The 14494-nt window shown below is 68.0% G+C and carries 12 protein-coding genes and 3 pseudogenes; 1 reads left to right on the top strand and 14 read right to left on the bottom strand.

Translation table 11 applies throughout. From position 1 onward, the window contains the following. Positions 1–111 precede the first annotated feature (111 nt). From ABD340_RS29295 to ABD340_RS29355, 12 genes and pseudogenes are all read right to left on the bottom strand, one after another. A pseudogene (locus ABD340_RS29295) lies at positions 112–348 on the bottom strand (aldo/keto reductase); the annotation flags it as partial. A gap of 18 nt (positions 349–366) precedes the next feature. Then, positions 367–714: a DUF2255 family protein gene (locus tag ABD340_RS48105; protein ID WP_425547463.1), complete on the bottom strand. Its 348-nt coding sequence runs from the start codon at positions 712–714 to the stop codon at positions 367–369. A 239-nt stretch (positions 715–953) separates the two neighbouring features. After that, the gene (locus ABD340_RS29300) at positions 954–1715 is read right to left on the bottom strand and encodes an SDR family NAD(P)-dependent oxidoreductase (protein WP_344593273.1); all 762 of its coding nucleotides are present in this window, start codon (positions 1713–1715) and stop codon (positions 954–956) included. A 126-nt stretch (positions 1716–1841) separates the two neighbouring features. After that, positions 1842–2093 (bottom strand): hypothetical protein, encoded by a 252-nt coding sequence (locus ABD340_RS29305; protein ID WP_344593275.1) that lies wholly within the window; start codon positions 2091–2093, stop codon positions 1842–1844. Positions 2094–2454: 361 nt separating this feature from the next. Further along, on the bottom strand, positions 2455–3573 hold the full coding sequence (locus ABD340_RS29310) for a CaiB/BaiF CoA transferase family protein (RefSeq protein WP_344593276.1): 1119 nt from the start codon (positions 3571–3573) through the stop codon (positions 2455–2457). Further along, a complete protein-coding gene (locus ABD340_RS29315) occupies positions 3570–4928 on the bottom strand; it encodes an MFS transporter (RefSeq protein ID WP_344593277.1) in 1359 nt (452 codons plus the stop codon). Before ABD340_RS29315 ends, ABD340_RS29310 begins: the two co-directional genes overlap by 4 nt. Before the next feature lie 217 nt (positions 4929–5145). Further along, positions 5146–5634 (bottom strand): pyridoxamine 5'-phosphate oxidase family protein, encoded by a 489-nt coding sequence (locus tag ABD340_RS29320; RefSeq protein WP_344593279.1) that lies wholly within the window; start codon positions 5632–5634, stop codon positions 5146–5148. 27 nt (positions 5635–5661) lie between these two features. Beyond that, the gene (locus ABD340_RS29325; protein ID WP_344593280.1) at positions 5662–7581 is read right to left on the bottom strand and encodes a flavin-containing monooxygenase; all 1920 of its coding nucleotides are present in this window, start codon (positions 7579–7581) and stop codon (positions 5662–5664) included. Between the two features lie 153 nt (positions 7582–7734). Beyond that, positions 7735–8661 (bottom strand): AMP-binding protein, encoded by a 927-nt coding sequence (locus tag ABD340_RS29330; RefSeq protein WP_344593281.1) that lies wholly within the window; start codon positions 8659–8661, stop codon positions 7735–7737. A gap of 235 nt (positions 8662–8896) precedes the next feature. Further along, positions 8897–9578 (bottom strand): annotated as a pseudogene (locus tag ABD340_RS48110) (SDR family NAD(P)-dependent oxidoreductase). A gap of 143 nt (positions 9579–9721) precedes the next feature. After that, positions 9722–10354 carry a TetR-type transcription factor C-terminal domain-containing protein gene (locus tag ABD340_RS29350; protein WP_344593288.1) on the bottom strand — a complete coding sequence of 211 codons (633 nt, stop codon included), beginning with the start codon at positions 10352–10354 and terminating at the stop codon, positions 9722–9724. Positions 10355–10389: 35 nt separating this feature from the next. Then, positions 10390–10674 carry a hypothetical protein gene (locus ABD340_RS29355; protein ID WP_344593290.1) on the bottom strand — a complete coding sequence of 95 codons (285 nt, stop codon included), beginning with the start codon at positions 10672–10674 and terminating at the stop codon, positions 10390–10392. 379 nt (positions 10675–11053) lie between these two features. Between ABD340_RS29355 and ABD340_RS29360 the strand changes: the two are divergent. After that, positions 11054–11461, top strand: a pseudogene (locus ABD340_RS29360) (transposase family protein); the annotation flags it as partial. A gap of 250 nt (positions 11462–11711) precedes the next feature. On the opposite strand, the gene ABD340_RS29365 reads toward ABD340_RS29360, so the two are convergent. Continuing rightward, entirely contained in the window at positions 11712–13286 is a 1575-nt protein-coding gene (locus tag ABD340_RS29365; RefSeq protein ID WP_344593292.1) for a class I adenylate-forming enzyme family protein, read from the bottom strand. A 295-nt stretch (positions 13287–13581) separates the two neighbouring features. After that, positions 13582–14046, bottom strand: coding sequence for an aldehyde dehydrogenase family protein (locus tag ABD340_RS29370; RefSeq protein WP_344593294.1), 465 nt, complete (start codon positions 14044–14046; stop codon positions 13582–13584). Between the last annotated feature and the right edge of the window lie 448 nt (positions 14047–14494).

The raw sequence follows: 14494 nt of genomic DNA on the forward strand, positions 1-14494 counted from the left end.
GGCCTGCACCCCAGACCGGCTGAGATGCAAGCGATCCGGCCTCCAACATTGCCGGGGCGGTCCAACATGTCGTGGTTCACCGGGAAGTGCTCCGTTTCTCGTGTGGGCGGGTCAGGTGCCGAGCTGGGGCAGGACGGCGTCGGGGTAGCGGCCGTCGGCAGCGGCGCCAGCGGGTAGGGCGGTGTCGAGGTGGTCGAGGTCGGCGGCGGTGAGGTGGAGGTCGAGGGCGGCGAGGTTCTGGTCGAGGTAGCGGATCTGCTTGGTGCCGGGGATCGGTACGACCTCGGGGCCGCGGGAGAGCAGCCATCCCAGGGCTACCTGTCCTGGGGTGGCGTCGTGCCGAGCGGCGACGGAGCGGAAAGGGCGTCACCTCCCTAGACACGCAGCTCGTAAGACTGGGCCCGCCCGGGTCAGGCAGCATGTGGCGCCCTCCAGCCTCGCCCGGGTCCCACGGAACCATGCCGCCTCGCGCCCGTACGCGGACCGGCCGTAGAGGTCGTCACCGTCGCGTACCACCAACACCGTCCGTCGGGTGCGCAGCGCGCCGTCACGCCGGCGGGTGGCGATGGTGGCTTCCGGAGCATCGAGCTCGGAGAGTTGTTCCCCGGTCCAGCCAGACACGGCTTCCGCCTTCCGGTCGAGGTGTGGGAGACGTGTCTCCCACTTCGTCAGTAAGAGCCCTGGAAACAGAACAGGGGCAGATCGCGGACGCACGGGCAGTGACGATCACAGACCTGTGAGGTCATTCGAACGGGACACGCCGGGTCGACCGTCTCTTCTGCGTCAGAGCCTTTCAAATGACAGTCCTACCTGCACCCAGGGGTGAAGAAGCCTAGGGTTCGCAACGCCGAAGGTTGGGTCGGAAGCCGATGCGGTTCGCCAAAGGCGGCGTCGTGGCTTCGTCGACGAATCAGCGATTAGTCGACCGACTCGGCCATGCGGACTGGATGAGGTCACCGGGGTGTCATCCGGAGGGCGCCGTCCATGCGGATGGTTTCGCCGTTGAGGTAGTCGTGATCGGCGATCATGGCGACGAGTCGGGCGTACTCGAAGGGGTCGGCGAGGCGCTGGGGAAAGGTCACCGAAGCGGCGAGGCCGGCCCGGATGTCGTCACAGAAACCGTCCATCATTGGCGTGTCCACAATGCCGGGCGCGATGGTGACGACCCGGATGCCGTGCTGGGCGAGGTCCCGCGCGGCGGTGATGGTCATGCCCGCGACGCCGGCCTTGGAGGCGGCATAGGCGATCTGGCCGATCTGGGCCTCGAAGGCCGCGATGGAGGCGGTGTTGACGATGACACCGCGCTGGTTGTGCTCGTCGGCCGCGGTGGTGGCGATCTGCTCGGCGGCCAGGCGCATGACGTTGAACGTGCCGAGCAGGTTGACCTGGAGGACGGTGTGGAAGAAGTCAAGATCGTGCGGCCCGCTCCTCGACAGGATCCGGGCCGAGGGCGCGATCCCGGCGCAGTTGACGACCACCCGCAGCGACTCGGGGCCCTCGGTGGCGCAGGCGATGGCGTCGCGCACGGACGTCTCGGAGGTGACGTCTGCGGCCAGCAGGGTCACGCCCTTCGGGGGCGATGGGGCTCCGGCGACCGCCTTCTCGAGGTCCAGGCCGAAGACCGACGCGCCCTGCTCGGCGAGGTGGGTGGCGGTGGCGGCACCGAGGCCTGAGGCCGCGCCGGTGACGAGGGCGGCGACGCCGTCGAGCTGCATACGAAGATATCTCCTTCTCGGATGTGGCTGCATACGCGGGCGCCAGCTCAGTCGGGAAATCATGCCAGCCCGCGCTGGATTCGGCCGTTCTCCAGGGAGACGAAATCAGTGAAGGTGCCGCCCACGTCAACTGCGATCATGATTCAGGCCCCTTTCCCAGATGGTGTCCGAGAGCAGCTGCAGCGAACCGAGAAGGTTCCACCGCTCGCGGCCCAGCGAGTGCAGGCAGTTCTGGCACTTGACGACCTGGAACCAGCCGCCCTCGGAGTTGACCGGGTAGCGGCGCAGCTCCTGCACGCCACACTTTGGGCACGAGCCCTCGACGGGGTCCGTGACCAGCGAGACGGTCGCTTCCTGCGGCCGCGGGAACGGGGGCATGCACAACTCCTTCGTCGGGATGACGGTGGAGACGATCTGAACTGAAAGTTCCGACCGGTTGGAATGTTATGAACTATAGTGACTTGCTGCGCCAGTGCAAGACATGCGCCAGATCCGGTCGGCCCCGCGGATCGTCGCGGTTGTCCCCGAAGCCGTTGGCCAGCCGGGCCCCACATGCACCCGACTTCCACGGCGGCGGGGCTTCTGCACGACAGGGGACTGCCGCGACAGGGCATCCGCTACGACGAGCACCGTCTCACCTACGTCGGCGGAGCGATCGGCGAAGCCACGGTCAGCTGGCTACACGCTTCGCCGGACACGAGGCCCGACCGTTCCCGCCGATCGGCGCACGGGCTGGTAGTCATGCGGTCCATCCCTGTGAGGCTGGGGCCCAGCGCCGCAACGTTTCCTCGACGGGGCTGGGTTGCTGTGGTGGTGTGGGAGTCGCGGCCCCGCTGCGGGAGAAGCGGGGCGCGGGGGCGGGCTGGGTGATGCCGTGCAGGTCGAGGAACATCCCACGGGCCCGGGCGTGCGGATGGCGGGCCGCTTCGGCGAAGGACAGCACGGGCGTCACGCACGCCTCGAGCTCGGCGAAGACCGCTGCCCACTCGTCGCGGGTGCGTGAGGCGAACTCCCGGGCGAAGCGGTCGGTCAGGGTGGGCCAGCCCGTGCGGTCGTTCTGGTCGGGCAACTCCACGCCGAGCAGCCCGAGTCCTTTGAGCAGCTCGGTGTAGAACTGGGGTTCGATCGCCCCGACTGCGACGTAGCCGCCGTCGGCGCAGCGGTAGCTGCGGTAGAAGGGGGCGCCTCCGTCGAGCAGGTTCTGGCCCCGCTCGTCGCTCCAGTTCCCGATCCCGCGCCAGGCCCAGATCGACTGCATCAACAGCGCGGACCCGTCGAGCATGGCGGCGTCAATGACCTGGCCACGCCCGGAGCGCTCCCGTTCCCATAGGGCGGCGAGCACTCCGGTGAGCAGCAGCATCGAGCCGCCGCCGAAGTCGCCGGCCAGGTTCAGCGGAGCTGCCGGGGGGCCGTCGTGCGGTCCCATGGCGTGCAGGGTGCCGTTGAGGGCAATGTAGTTGATGTCGTGGCCGACCGCAGTTGCCAGTGGGCCGTCCTGGCCCCAGCCGGTCATCCGCCCGTAGATCAGCTGCGAGTTCTGTGCGGTCAGCTCGTCGGGGCCGAGCCCGAGGCGTTCGGCGACGCCGGGACGGAACCCCTCGAGGAGGACGTCAGTGTGGGCCACGAGGTCGCGGACCCGGTCGCGGTCGGCTGGGTTCTTGAGGTCCAGGGCGTGGTTGCGCCGACTGCGCAGCAGGTGGTCATGGGTCGGGTCGGTGAGCTGGAAGCCGTTCGGTCGCTGGACGCGCACGACGTCGGCACCGAGATCACCGAGCACCATGGCTGCGTGCGGCACCGGCCCGATGCCGCCGAGCTCGACCACCCTCAACCCGGCCAGGGGGCCCGGCTGAGGGCTCATGCCGGCTCCGTGTTGCGCGCATCCGAAGTAGCGGCCTCTTCGAGGGTCTGGTTCCGAGCGCCAGTCGTGCGGGCGTCTGTCATCGGGGCGCCGTCGTCGAGCTGGGTGCGGGCCGTCTCGGACATGACGACGACCGAGACGAACGAGGCGACGGCCGAAAGAACCACCCAACCGGCTACGGGCACGAAGCTGCCCCACTGCGCGTAGAGGGCGGTGGCGATCAGCGGGGTCAGCGCGCCGCCGATGAGGGTGCCGATCTGGTAGCCCAGTGACGCCCCCGAGTAACGCACCCGTGCGGTGAACAGCTCAGCGAACAGCGCGGCCTGGGGCCCGTAGACCAGCGCGACCAGGATCTCGCCCACGGCGATCGCGGCGATCACGGCGGCGGGGTTGCCGGTGCCGAGCAGCAGGAACGCCGGCCACACCCACACCGCGAGAGCGACCGCGCCGATCAAGTACACGGTCCGGCGGCCGATCCGGTCCGACAGGGCGCCGCACAGCGGGATCGCGACGAACTGCAGGGCGGCGCCGATCAGCACCCCGTCGAGCAGCAGCGCGCGGGGCAGCTTGAGCACGGTGGTGCCGTAGGAGAGGAAGTAGGTGCCGAACAGGTAGAAGCTCGTGCCGATCACCACGATGGAGCCGGCGCCGAGCAGGACCGTGCGCCAGTTGTGGACCAGCACGTCCAGGACCGGGGAGTGCGACTGCTCGCCCTCGTCCTTGACCTTCCTCATCGGCGCCGTCTCCTCGAGGGTGAACTGCGCGTAGAAGGCGATCCCGACCAAGACGACGCTGAACAGGAACGGCAGCCGCCAGCCCCAGGACCCGAACGCCTCCTCGCTCATGAGAGCGCCGACGACCAGGAACACCCCCGTGGACAGGAAGAGCCCCGCGGACACGCCAATCTGGGCAAAGCTGCCATAGAGGCCGCGCTTGTCCGGCGGGGCGTTCTCGGTGGCGATGAGTGCGCCGCCCGCCCACTGCCCGCCCACGGCGATGCCCTGCAGGAGCCGCAGGAGCACCAGGATGATCGGAGCGGCCACACCGATGGTGCCGTAGGTGGGCAGCACCCCGATGAGGGTCGTGGAGATCCCCATCAGGAAGAGCGTGGTGACCAGTGCCGGCTTGCGGCCGATTTTGTCGCCGACGTGGCCGAAGATCGCGCCACCGATGGGCCGTGCGGCGAACCCGACGGCGAAGGTGGTGAACGCTAGCAGCGTGCCCACAAGTGGGTCGCCGGCTGGGAAGAACAGCTTGTTGAACACCAGCGCCGCGGCGGTGCCGTAGATGAAGAAGTCGTACCAGTCGATCGCCGAGCCGGTGCCGGCGACGAGCAGGATTTTCCGCAGGGACATGGGGTCTCCAATTGAACGATTGTCGTTGATCGTGCGATCCGGTCCGGCCGCTCGGGCCGGAGCCGGATGGTGCCTCTCGGCGGGACGTGGGCCGGAATGAACCGGGGCGGGGACGGAGCCGCGGGTGGCTGCTCCGACCGGCACCCAGGCGCCCGCGCCGCCGAGGTCGGGGGGTCCTCCTGATGCCGGTGTCGTGGCTGGGGCGTCGCGGCCGTCGCTATGTCGCTGTCGTGGTCGTCGTGGCCCCGAGTTTTCGGTGGTCCCAGGTGCGGTAGCGGGTCGGGTGCAGGACCAGCCCGATCCGGCGCCGTCCGGCCGCCCGCAGCTCCGCGGCCCTGCCGTCGGCGGAGTCCGCGGAGAGCATCGCCGACCCGTAGCGGTCGGCGATGGCTGCTCCGATCGCGAGCACGTCGTCCGGGTCCTCGACGATCTCGACGTCGCAGTCGGCGGACAGCCCCTGCAGCGTCTCGTAGGTCGTCCCGCTCTCGACGAGGACGCTCGCCCGGCCGTGGCGCCGGGCCGAGACGGCCTTCTGGCTGCGGGCGTAGGTCCACAGGAGCAGGTCGGATCCGCGGCGGACGAACCACATCGCCGTCAGGTGCGGTGCCTCGGGCCGCTGGACCCCGAGGACGAGGGTCTTCTCCCGGTCGAGGAAGTCCGCGATCTCGGCAGGGGTCATCGTGATCTGGTGGCGTCTCGGCATCATCGCCTCCTCATCGGCCGGGTGGTCATGTCAGAGCGTCCGCACCGCGACCGGTGTGGCCTGGAAGTCGGCGAGGTCCGGCTCGCGGGTCATGGACCAGTAGTCGACGACCCGGTAGGGGGAGTTGGTGACGACACGACCACGGGAGTTGCGGTAGTAGGTGGTCATGCCCGGGTGGCTCCACACCATCCGTTGGTGGCGGGCGTCGACCTCGGCAACCCAGCGATGCAGCGCCTCGGGCCGGCACTCGAGTGCGCCGATGCCGTCGCGGGCCATGGTCGTGATCAGGTCGACGATGTAGCGGCCCTGGGCCTCGGCCACGAAGATGAAGCTGCCGCCGGCACCGGCGTTGGTGTTCGGGCCGTACATCAGGAACAGGTTCGGGAAGCCCGGCACCGTGATGCCCAGGTGCGCGACGGCGTCGTCCTCGCCCCAGGTGTCGTGCAGGCGCACCCCGTCGCGGCCGCGGACCTCGATCCCGGGCAGGTAGTGCTGGGCGTCGAAGCCGGTGGAGAGCACGACGACGTCGGCGTCGTGGCTCTCGCCTGCGTCGGTCACCACACCGGTTTCGGTGATCCGGGCGACACCGTCGGTGATCAGCTCGACGTCGTCGCGGCGCAGCGCCGCGAACCAGCCGTTGTCCAGCAGCATCCGCTTGCCGAAGGGCGGGTAGTCCGGCAGGCACTTCTCCAGCAGGTCGGGCCGGCCGTCGAGCTGCTTCTCCAGGTAGCGGGTGAAGAAGCGGCGGTGGCCGTCGTTGACGGCGTTGAGCGAGCGCTCCGGGTGCTCCCAGTTCTCGTCGATCTGCAGGGAGGCGTGCACCCGGTCGTTGAACACCCAGGCCAGCCGGAACCGGTACCAGGCGTGGTAGTAGGGCACGTGCTCCATCAGCCAGTGCACGTCCTCGCCGACCTTCGCGAAGTACTCGGCGTTCGGGGCGATCCACTGCGGGGAACGCTGGAACACCGACAGGTGGGCGGTGCGGTCGGCGATCGCCGGCACGACCTGCATGGCGCTGGCGCCGGTGCCGACGACGGCGACCCGCTTGCCGGTGACGTCCACGTCGGTGGGCCACTGCGCGGTGTGGAAGATCGGCCCGCGGAAGGAGGCCATACCCGGCAGGTTGGGGATCTTGGGGTTGTTGAACAGCCCGACGGCGCTGATCACGGCCGAGGCGTCCCAGGACCGCGAGCCCGCCGTGACCGTCCAGCGCTGCTGGTGCTCGTCCCAGGTGGCGGAGTCGACCGACACCCCGAACTCGATGTGCTTGCGCAGGTCGAAGTGGTCGGCCATCTCGGCGGTGTAAGCGGCCATCTCGTCACGCTTGCCGAAGTGGGTCGACCAGTTCCGCGGGAAGAACGAGAAGGAGTACAGGTAGCTGGGGGTGTCGACCCCGGCCCCGGGGTAGGTGTTGGTCAGCCATACACCCCCGACCTCGTCGTTGCGTTCGAGGATGGTGAAGGCCACGCCGGCCTGCTGCAGGCGCAGCCCGGCGATGAGCCCGGAGATCCCAGCGCCGATGATCACGACGGACAGGTCGCGCTCGGCGACCACGGCCGGTGCCACGACCGCGGGGCCGGGGTCGGGCTCGAAGCCCATCTCCTCGCGCATCAGCTTCTCGTACTCGTCGGGTACCGCCTCGCCCATGGCGATGGAGAGCATCCGCCGCAGCAGGTCCAGGTCGGGGTTGGGGACCGCCGGCTCCGCCCCGCGGGACCAGCTCGTGATCGCCTCGACTGCGGCAACGCGCAGCTCGGCGGCCGCGGTCGCGTCCAGGCCGCCGGAGTCGTTGGGCCCTAGTCCGCTGCTGCGCACCGGCCGGTACGGCTCCTCGAGCCAGCGGGGGTCCCCGGTCAGCTGGAAGGTGACCATGGCCAGGGTCGGCAGGTTGGCAGCGTCCACGGCGTCGCGCAGCCGCTGCTCGTCGAGCGGACGTCGGGGGGCGGGCATGAGGGGCACGTCATTCCTCCGGGGCGAGCGCACGGCTCGCGGTGGTCGCCGAGACGGGCGCGTACAGTGTTCGTCGGGTAGCGGAGCGGCACCGTCGCGACGCCGCCTCCATGAGGGCGGGGGGTCAGGTCGTTCTGGTCGGTCCGGTGCGGGTCATCCGCCATCCGGCGGCGGTGCTGACCCAAGTGTTCGGGCCGACCCCGGCGGTGCGCAGCTTGTACTTCTCGACCTTGTCGGTCGGCGTGCGCGGAAGTTCCTCGACGGTGTCGATGAAGCGCGGGGCAATGTGGTGCGGCATCGACTCGGCCGACCGCAGCACCATCCGGCCCCGGTGAGCAGACAGCCGAGCGTGGCGAACTTGCCCGAGATGTGGAAGAACGGGGAGTAGTTCAGCAGCACGTCGTCGGGGCCCAGCCCGTTGATCTCGGCGAAGAAGTGGCCGAAGGCGACCTGCTGGTGGTGGGTGAGCAGCACGCCCTCGGACGGTCCGGTGGTGCCCGAGGTGTACAGCGCGCAGGCGATGTCGCCCGGAGCGGGACCGTCCCACGCGGGGGCCTCGTCGGTGGCGGGGTGAGCGTCGTCGGGCGTGCCCAGCAGGTCCGAGTACGTTCCCGGGAAGCTCAGCACCCCCGTCAGTGACGGGACGTCGCCGCGGACGGCCTCGATGGCGTCGAGCAGCGGACCCTGGTCGGCGATCGCCAGCGACACCTTCGCCTTGTCCAGCTGGTAGCGGAGCAATTCGCCGCGATAGGCGGTGTTGATCGGCACCTCGACCGCACCGAGCTTCGCCAGGGCCAGCCATCCGTAGAGGTATCCCGGGCTGGTCGCCATCGACAGCGCCACTCGGGTGCCCTGGCCGACGCCGGCGGCGTGCAGGTTCCGCGCGAGCAGGTCGACCTGCGCGTCGACCCCGCGGAGGGGGTACTCGCGACGCTCGAAGAGGAACAGCACCTCGTCCGGACGAGCCGCCGTGGCCCGCTCCAGTACCCGGCCCACGGTCCGCTCCTCGAACGGCACCGCGGCCAGCCGGCCGGACGTGATGCCAGATCCGGGAGTTGCACTGTCCATCGTCACCGTCATCCGGGTCTCCTCTCGGCGGCATCGTCGCGTCAACAATCCGACCAGTTGGAATGTAGTTCGCGATTGGCGATGAGGCAAGGGTTGGGTCTGCCTGCTCGGCGCCGGCACTCCTTTTGGCGCCCTCCGGTCGCAACGACGTCGTGCCAGGGCTGCGTTGGAGCCAGCGGTGAGCCCATGACCTAGCCGCGGCCTGACTCGGCGACCGCCGCGAGGGGGTCCGGACCTCCCATGGTGCTCAGTAGCCCTTCCCCGCGGTCCACCCGTCGTCGACGAACAACGTCGTCCCGTTGACGTGGTCGGAGTCGGAGCAACTGAGGAACACGACCGGGCGAGCGATCTCCTCCGGCTGCGCCCAGCGTTCCATCGGAGCGATCGCGCGGATCGACGCCCTCATCTGCTCGGACCGGAGGTAGGCGCTGGTCATCGGGTCTCCACGACACCGGGCGCCACTGCGTTGCACCAGATTCCTGGGGCCCCGTACTCGAGCGTGATCGTTTTTGTGAGCGTGATCAGCCCAGCCTTCGTCGCGCAGTACGCGGCGCGATTCTGGAAGGCGAGATGCCCGGCCATCGACGCGATGTTGATGATCTTTCCGCGGCCCTGCTGCAACATGCCCGGGATCGCGGCCCTGGCCAGGGCGAAGGGGGCGGCGAGGTCGACATCGAGGCTCTTGCGCCACTCGGACGGCGACAGCTCGAGCAGTGGGGCGATCTGGCGCACCCCGCGTTGTTGACCACGACGTCAAGACCGCCGAAGTGTCGGCGGACCCGGTCGGGCAGCGCGGTGGTCTGCTCGTCGTCGGCCAGGTCGACGTCGGAGGCGGCGCCCGGTCCGAGGTCGTCTACGGCCTGATCGAGGGCGTTCTTGTCCAGGTCGGCGAGGGCCAGGCGCGCTCCTGCGTCCCGTGGGCGGCACAGATGGCCTGACCGATGCCGCCCACGGCCCCGGTTGCGAGGGCTACTTGTCCGTTCAGAGTGGTCATCGTCGTCCGCTCCATTCCATCCGGTCGGAACGCAACGGCTGCCGCACCTTCCCTTTGACCGCTAGAGGGGAGTGTGGATCAGTTCGACAGGACGGCGGCTGGGACCTGTGTCGCGCCGACGCTCTGCAGGGTCATGGCGGCGAACTGCTCGGCGATCTCTGTCGGCGTGCGCCGGCCCTCGGGGCGGTACCACTGATACGACCACACCCACATGCCGAGCAGTCCCAACGTCGTGACGGTCGGATCGAGGTTCTGGTCGAACTCCCCGCTGTCGATACCGCGTCGCACCGTGTCCTCGAACAGCGAGGTCGAGCGCCGGCGCTTCTCCAGTATCGCCGCCCGCACGTCGCCTGTGAGGACATGCAACTCGCGGAAGAACACCATGACGTGCTTCTGATAGGTGATGCAGATCATCGTGGTGTGGAAGGCCATCTTCGCCAGTTGCTCGGTCGGCGAGTCGTGGCTGGCCAGTGCTCGTTCCTGGGACTCGAGAGCTCGATCGATGAACTCGTCGTGGATCAGGTGCAGCACGTCGTCCTTGGTGGCGAAGTGGTGATAGAACGCGCCCTTCGTCACGCCGGCCCGCTGCACGACCTCCTGCATTGACGCACGGCTGAAGCCCTTCTCCGCGAAGAGGTCCAGCGCAGCCTCGACCAGGAGGCGCCGGGTCTCTTCCGGCGCGTAGCTTCGTTCAGGCGGCTTGCGCGGCACGACGCACTCCTCGGGTGTCAGATGTTCAGCCTCCCTCAGGCCTTCCGACCAGATGGTATCTGGGCGCTGCGACCGATGCTGTCGAACGCGCCCGATGGACGGGAGCCCTCTTCGATGTGCACGGTTCTCGTCCTCGCCTCCGACAGGCGCAGCCCGAGTGGGGCGAGCACCGTCGCGACCTGCAGGCGCGCCGGAAGCTGAACCTCGACGTCCTCGCCGCGGCCGTTGACCATCATCGCGAAGTCGTGCGTGTAGCGGACCAGGCGGTTGGTCGGCGGGCCGCCGCGGCGGCGCCGGTGCCGGGCGCTGGAATCGCCCATCGCCTCCCAGGCGCTGGTGAAGTGCTCATCCAGCGCGGAGAGGGCGATGTTGGCCAGCAGAGGGGACAGGATGCCGCCTTGCGGGGTCCCGGCACCGGTGTCGTGCTGGAACGCCGCAACGGCCAGATCACGCGAGAGTCAGTCCCAGGCACCGCCGCCGAGCCTGCGCGCCTCCCCCCGGAGACCACTGCAAGACACTCTCACAGATCACGCTGTGGCCGCCCCACACGACGTTCCGCCCATCACCGGGCTGGTCGCACACCACCTTGGCGGACGCCACTGGGCGCCAGTGTACAAGGCGGGCTCAGAGGGTGTTTGGTTTGAACTTTTCGCCCCGAGTATGTCCCTCGCCAGGTTGGTGTGGTTTCGCTGGTTATGCGCTGGCAAGCACCGCCGGCATGGGATGAACCTCCAGGTCATCGCAGGACCGGACGGAAAATGGCTGTGGGTCTCGGGGGAACTGCGCGGCGCCGTCCACGATATGAGGGCCGCGCGGATCTGGGGCATCATCCGGGCGCTGGCCGCAGCCGGGCTGCTCACCCTGGCCGACAAGGCCTATCAGGGAGCCGGTGAACACGTCCTGACGCCCTACAAAGGGCGCGGCAAGCCAGAGTCCCAGAAGGAGGCCAACCGCGCCCACGCTCGGCTCCGCGGACCGGGCGAGCGAGCAAACGCCCAGCTCAAAGCATGGCGGATCCTGCGCAAACTGCGGTGCTGCCCCTTCCGCGCCGGCCGCATCGCCAAGGCCGTCCACACCCTTCACCTCCGCGAAACCGCATCACGTTGAAAAAGGCTCACTGTGCAGATCGACACAAAGAGCTCGGCGGGCAAAAGCTGATCTGTACTGAAATAAGATACCCAAACGCCCTCTCAGGCGCCGGTTTATTTGCTTACTGGCCTATTCTCCTATCCGGAGCGCGGCCGGCTGGAGGCCACGATCGGCCCACAGCCCGATCAGGTCACGTGGAATGCATGGCGGAGCAAAAGGCCTATCGTTCGTGCAAGCTGCCGGGAACCCTGGACTCTGCCAGACGTCGTCATCCGCCGACGAGACGGTCACTACCCTCCCAATACTGGCGGCGTAGCTCATGCCGTTGAATCTTTCCGGAGCCGGTCTTTGGGAGATGGTCGAGGAACTCAATTGACCGTGGTCGTTTGTAGGCAGCGATACGTTCACGGCAGACGCGGTCTACATCCTCGATCGTGACGCTCTTACCCTTCTCAGGTACGACGAGGGCCTTCACCGTCTCGCCCCAACGCGGGTCCGGAACTCCGATGACTGCGACCTCGGCTACTGAGCCGAGCGTGGAAATGGCGCTCTCGATCTCAGCCGGGAAGACGTTGAACCCACCCGTGACGATCATGTCCTTCTTCCGATCGACGATGTGCAGATATCCATCTTCGAGCCGGCCGACGTCGCCAGTGGCCACCCAGCCGCCCTCGAGAAGGGTATCCGCAGTGGCTTTGGCGCGATTCCAGTAACCGGACATTGCAGTGTCACTTCGCGCTTGGATCTCGCCCTGCTCGCCAGGCGGGACTGACTCATTGTCGGGTCCGACGATTCGGATCTCAACAAAGGGGCTCACGCGGCCGGCTGATCCGAGCCGCGCTGGCAGGGCCTGCTGGATGTCGAACCGGTGGGAGTGCTTGGACAGTGACGTGATCGGGAACGGGATCTCGGATAGGCCGTAGGCTTGCACGAAGACCTCACCTAGATGTCCCACCAGGCGAGCGAGACGAGCGGGCGCGATCGCCGATCCTGCGTAGATGATCGTGTGCAGCGAGCTAGTGTCCCAGCGGCTGGTATCCAGAGCCGGAAGCAACATGTTGAGCATAGTGGGCACCATCGGCAGAACAGTGACCCTGTGCTCGGCGATCGCTGCGAGGGCCGCCTCAGGCTTGAACGAGCGCATTGCCACCTGGCTGGCGCCTCGCAGGGTGTACGCAACACCGGTGTAGCCGGACAGGTGGCTGAGCGGTGCCACGTGCAGCACGACATCGTCGCTCTCGATTGCCGGGAGTTCCGCCATCAAGTTGCGTGCGCAGGCCAGGATGGCGCGGTGGCTGAGCATCACACCCTTCGGCTCCCCCGTTGTTCCCGAGGTGTATGGAAGCCACGCCAGATCCTCGGGGTTTGGTCGGACCGGTCTGATGGCCGACGCTCCTAGAAGCTCGCTGTAGGGGGCGTCCGCCTTACCAGCGCCGGGGTCGAGTGCGACTACCATCGTCCTAAGGCCGACGTCTTTCAGCGCACCAACAACCTCGGCCTGGCGTTCGGCGTCGACGACGAGCACACTAGGCTCACAGTCGCGGGCGATATTGGCGACCTCCCGAGCGTGCAATCGAGTCGATAGCGGCACACGAACGAAACCGCCTGCCGCAATTCCGTGATCGACTACGAAGGTCTCTGGGCGGTTCGCGGACAGGACAATGACCCGGTCACCCGGGCGAGCTCCGAGCTCGGAGAGGCCACCCGCGAAGTGTCGGGCGGCCTCTCCGAGCTCCGCATAGCTCATCGATCCTTCGCTTCCGGCTATTGCGGAAAGCCTGGCGAATGACTCGTACCCGCGCTCGTAGCTGGTAGTAAGGGTTGCGGCTACCCTGTCGCTCATCTCTTTGACTCTTTCCTTGGTGCGCAAGGGGAAACTGACAGCAGGTGGAACAAGGCCAGACCGCGCAGAGCGCGCAATCGCCGTCAGTATCAGTGCTGCGTTGTCGGGCGAGATCTGGTTGTTGTCCCGCGCCGAGGGTCACTACTGTCGGTTTCGATCTTCTGTTGCGGCAGCACGGGCCTCAACTCCCGTCGAAGCAGCCGACCCCGGTGCCTGCGACCTGGTGACGGCGGCACCGGAGTACGGCCAACTCCCTGCTCAGTTTGCTACGGATCGGCAATGCTGAACGAGCGGGTCAACAGTGAATCACCTGATGCCGGGTCGGAACCGCCGCTCGAGCCGGCCCCACCGGGTTAGGAGGGAAGCGTGGTGTAGATCGACTTGTACTCGAGGTACGCGTCGATCGCCTCAGGCCCCAGCTCTCGGCCAATACCTGAGTCCTTGTTCTCGTCGAGGGATCGCCGACGACGAGGTCGCGCGCGTACTGCGCGACAGCCTCGACAACCTCGTCGTAGCGCTGCCGCGGCACGAGGATGCGGGACTGGGGCGTGCAGGTCTGGCTGTTGTTCATGAACGACGCGTTGCCGATGCCGGCGAGGAGCGTCCGCGCCGATGATCCGCCCCGCGGCCGTCGAGCCGGTGGAGGCGATCTTGCGGTGAGCTTCACCCGGATCTCGCCCTGGCGCGGATCGTCGAGGTCGATGTCGACGATCTCGAACTTCCCCGGAGTCTCACGGATGATTGCAACTCGAGTCCTCACGAATTGCCTCCTTGCAGCGTGAGCGGTTGCCCTGGTCAGCGGGCAGTTGGTCATTGATGACGGTATATGCATACCAGCTAGTCGGAATGTTGTGAAGTGTCCGCCTTCGCCGTCCCCTCCGCGCTACCGCCTCAACCAGCACAGCGGAGCGCACACCTCAACGCCGGCGACGCACTGACACACCGTGCCGAGCTCGCCGACCGTGACGCTGCCGCGGCTGGGCAACGTGCCGAGCACGACGCCGCGATCGAACGCCTCCGCGCCGAGGCGGCGGCCGCCGCGGAAGCCGCGTGCCGTGAGGAGAATGGCGCTCTGAACTGCGATGATACGGCTTGTCGAAGGCGGTAGTGGTCGCAGGTTCAGGAGCACCATTCAGGTGGGCAAGTGCTATCCGCGGCTGGCGGTAGGCGGGTCGGGTTCGGGCGGCGCGGGCCGCGGCCCGCGCCGT

It is taken from the genome of Actinomadura vinacea, from assembly GCF_039532545.1.
GTDB classification, from domain to species: Bacteria; Actinomycetota; Actinomycetes; order Streptosporangiales; family Streptosporangiaceae; genus Spirillospora; species Spirillospora vinacea.

Coding starts and splice junctions, on each gene's coding strand:
- ABD340_RS29300 (WP_344593273.1), bottom strand. CDS start 1,715: ATGCAGCTCGACGGCGTCGCCGCCCTCGTCACCGGCGCGGCCTCAGGC.
- ABD340_RS29305 (WP_344593275.1), bottom strand. CDS start 2,093: ATGCCCCCGTTCCCGCGGCCGCAGGAAGCGACCGTCTCGCTGGTCACG.
- ABD340_RS29310 (WP_344593276.1), bottom strand. CDS start 3,573: ATGAGCCCTCAGCCGGGCCCCCTGGCCGGGTTGAGGGTGGTCGAGCTC.
- ABD340_RS29315 (WP_344593277.1), bottom strand. CDS start 4,928: ATGTCCCTGCGGAAAATCCTGCTCGTCGCCGGCACCGGCTCGGCGATC.
- ABD340_RS29320 (WP_344593279.1), bottom strand. CDS start 5,634: ATGATGCCGAGACGCCACCAGATCACGATGACCCCTGCCGAGATCGCG.
- ABD340_RS29325 (WP_344593280.1), bottom strand. CDS start 7,581: ATGCCCGCCCCCCGACGTCCGCTCGACGAGCAGCGGCTGCGCGACGCC.
- ABD340_RS29330 (WP_344593281.1), bottom strand. CDS start 8,661: ATGACGGTGACGATGGACAGTGCAACTCCCGGATCTGGCATCACGTCC.
- ABD340_RS29355 (WP_344593290.1), bottom strand. CDS start 10,674: ATGGGCGATTCCAGCGCCCGGCACCGGCGCCGCCGCGGCGGCCCGCCG.
- ABD340_RS29365 (WP_344593292.1), bottom strand. CDS start 13,286: ATGAGCGACAGGGTAGCCGCAACCCTTACTACCAGCTACGAGCGCGGG.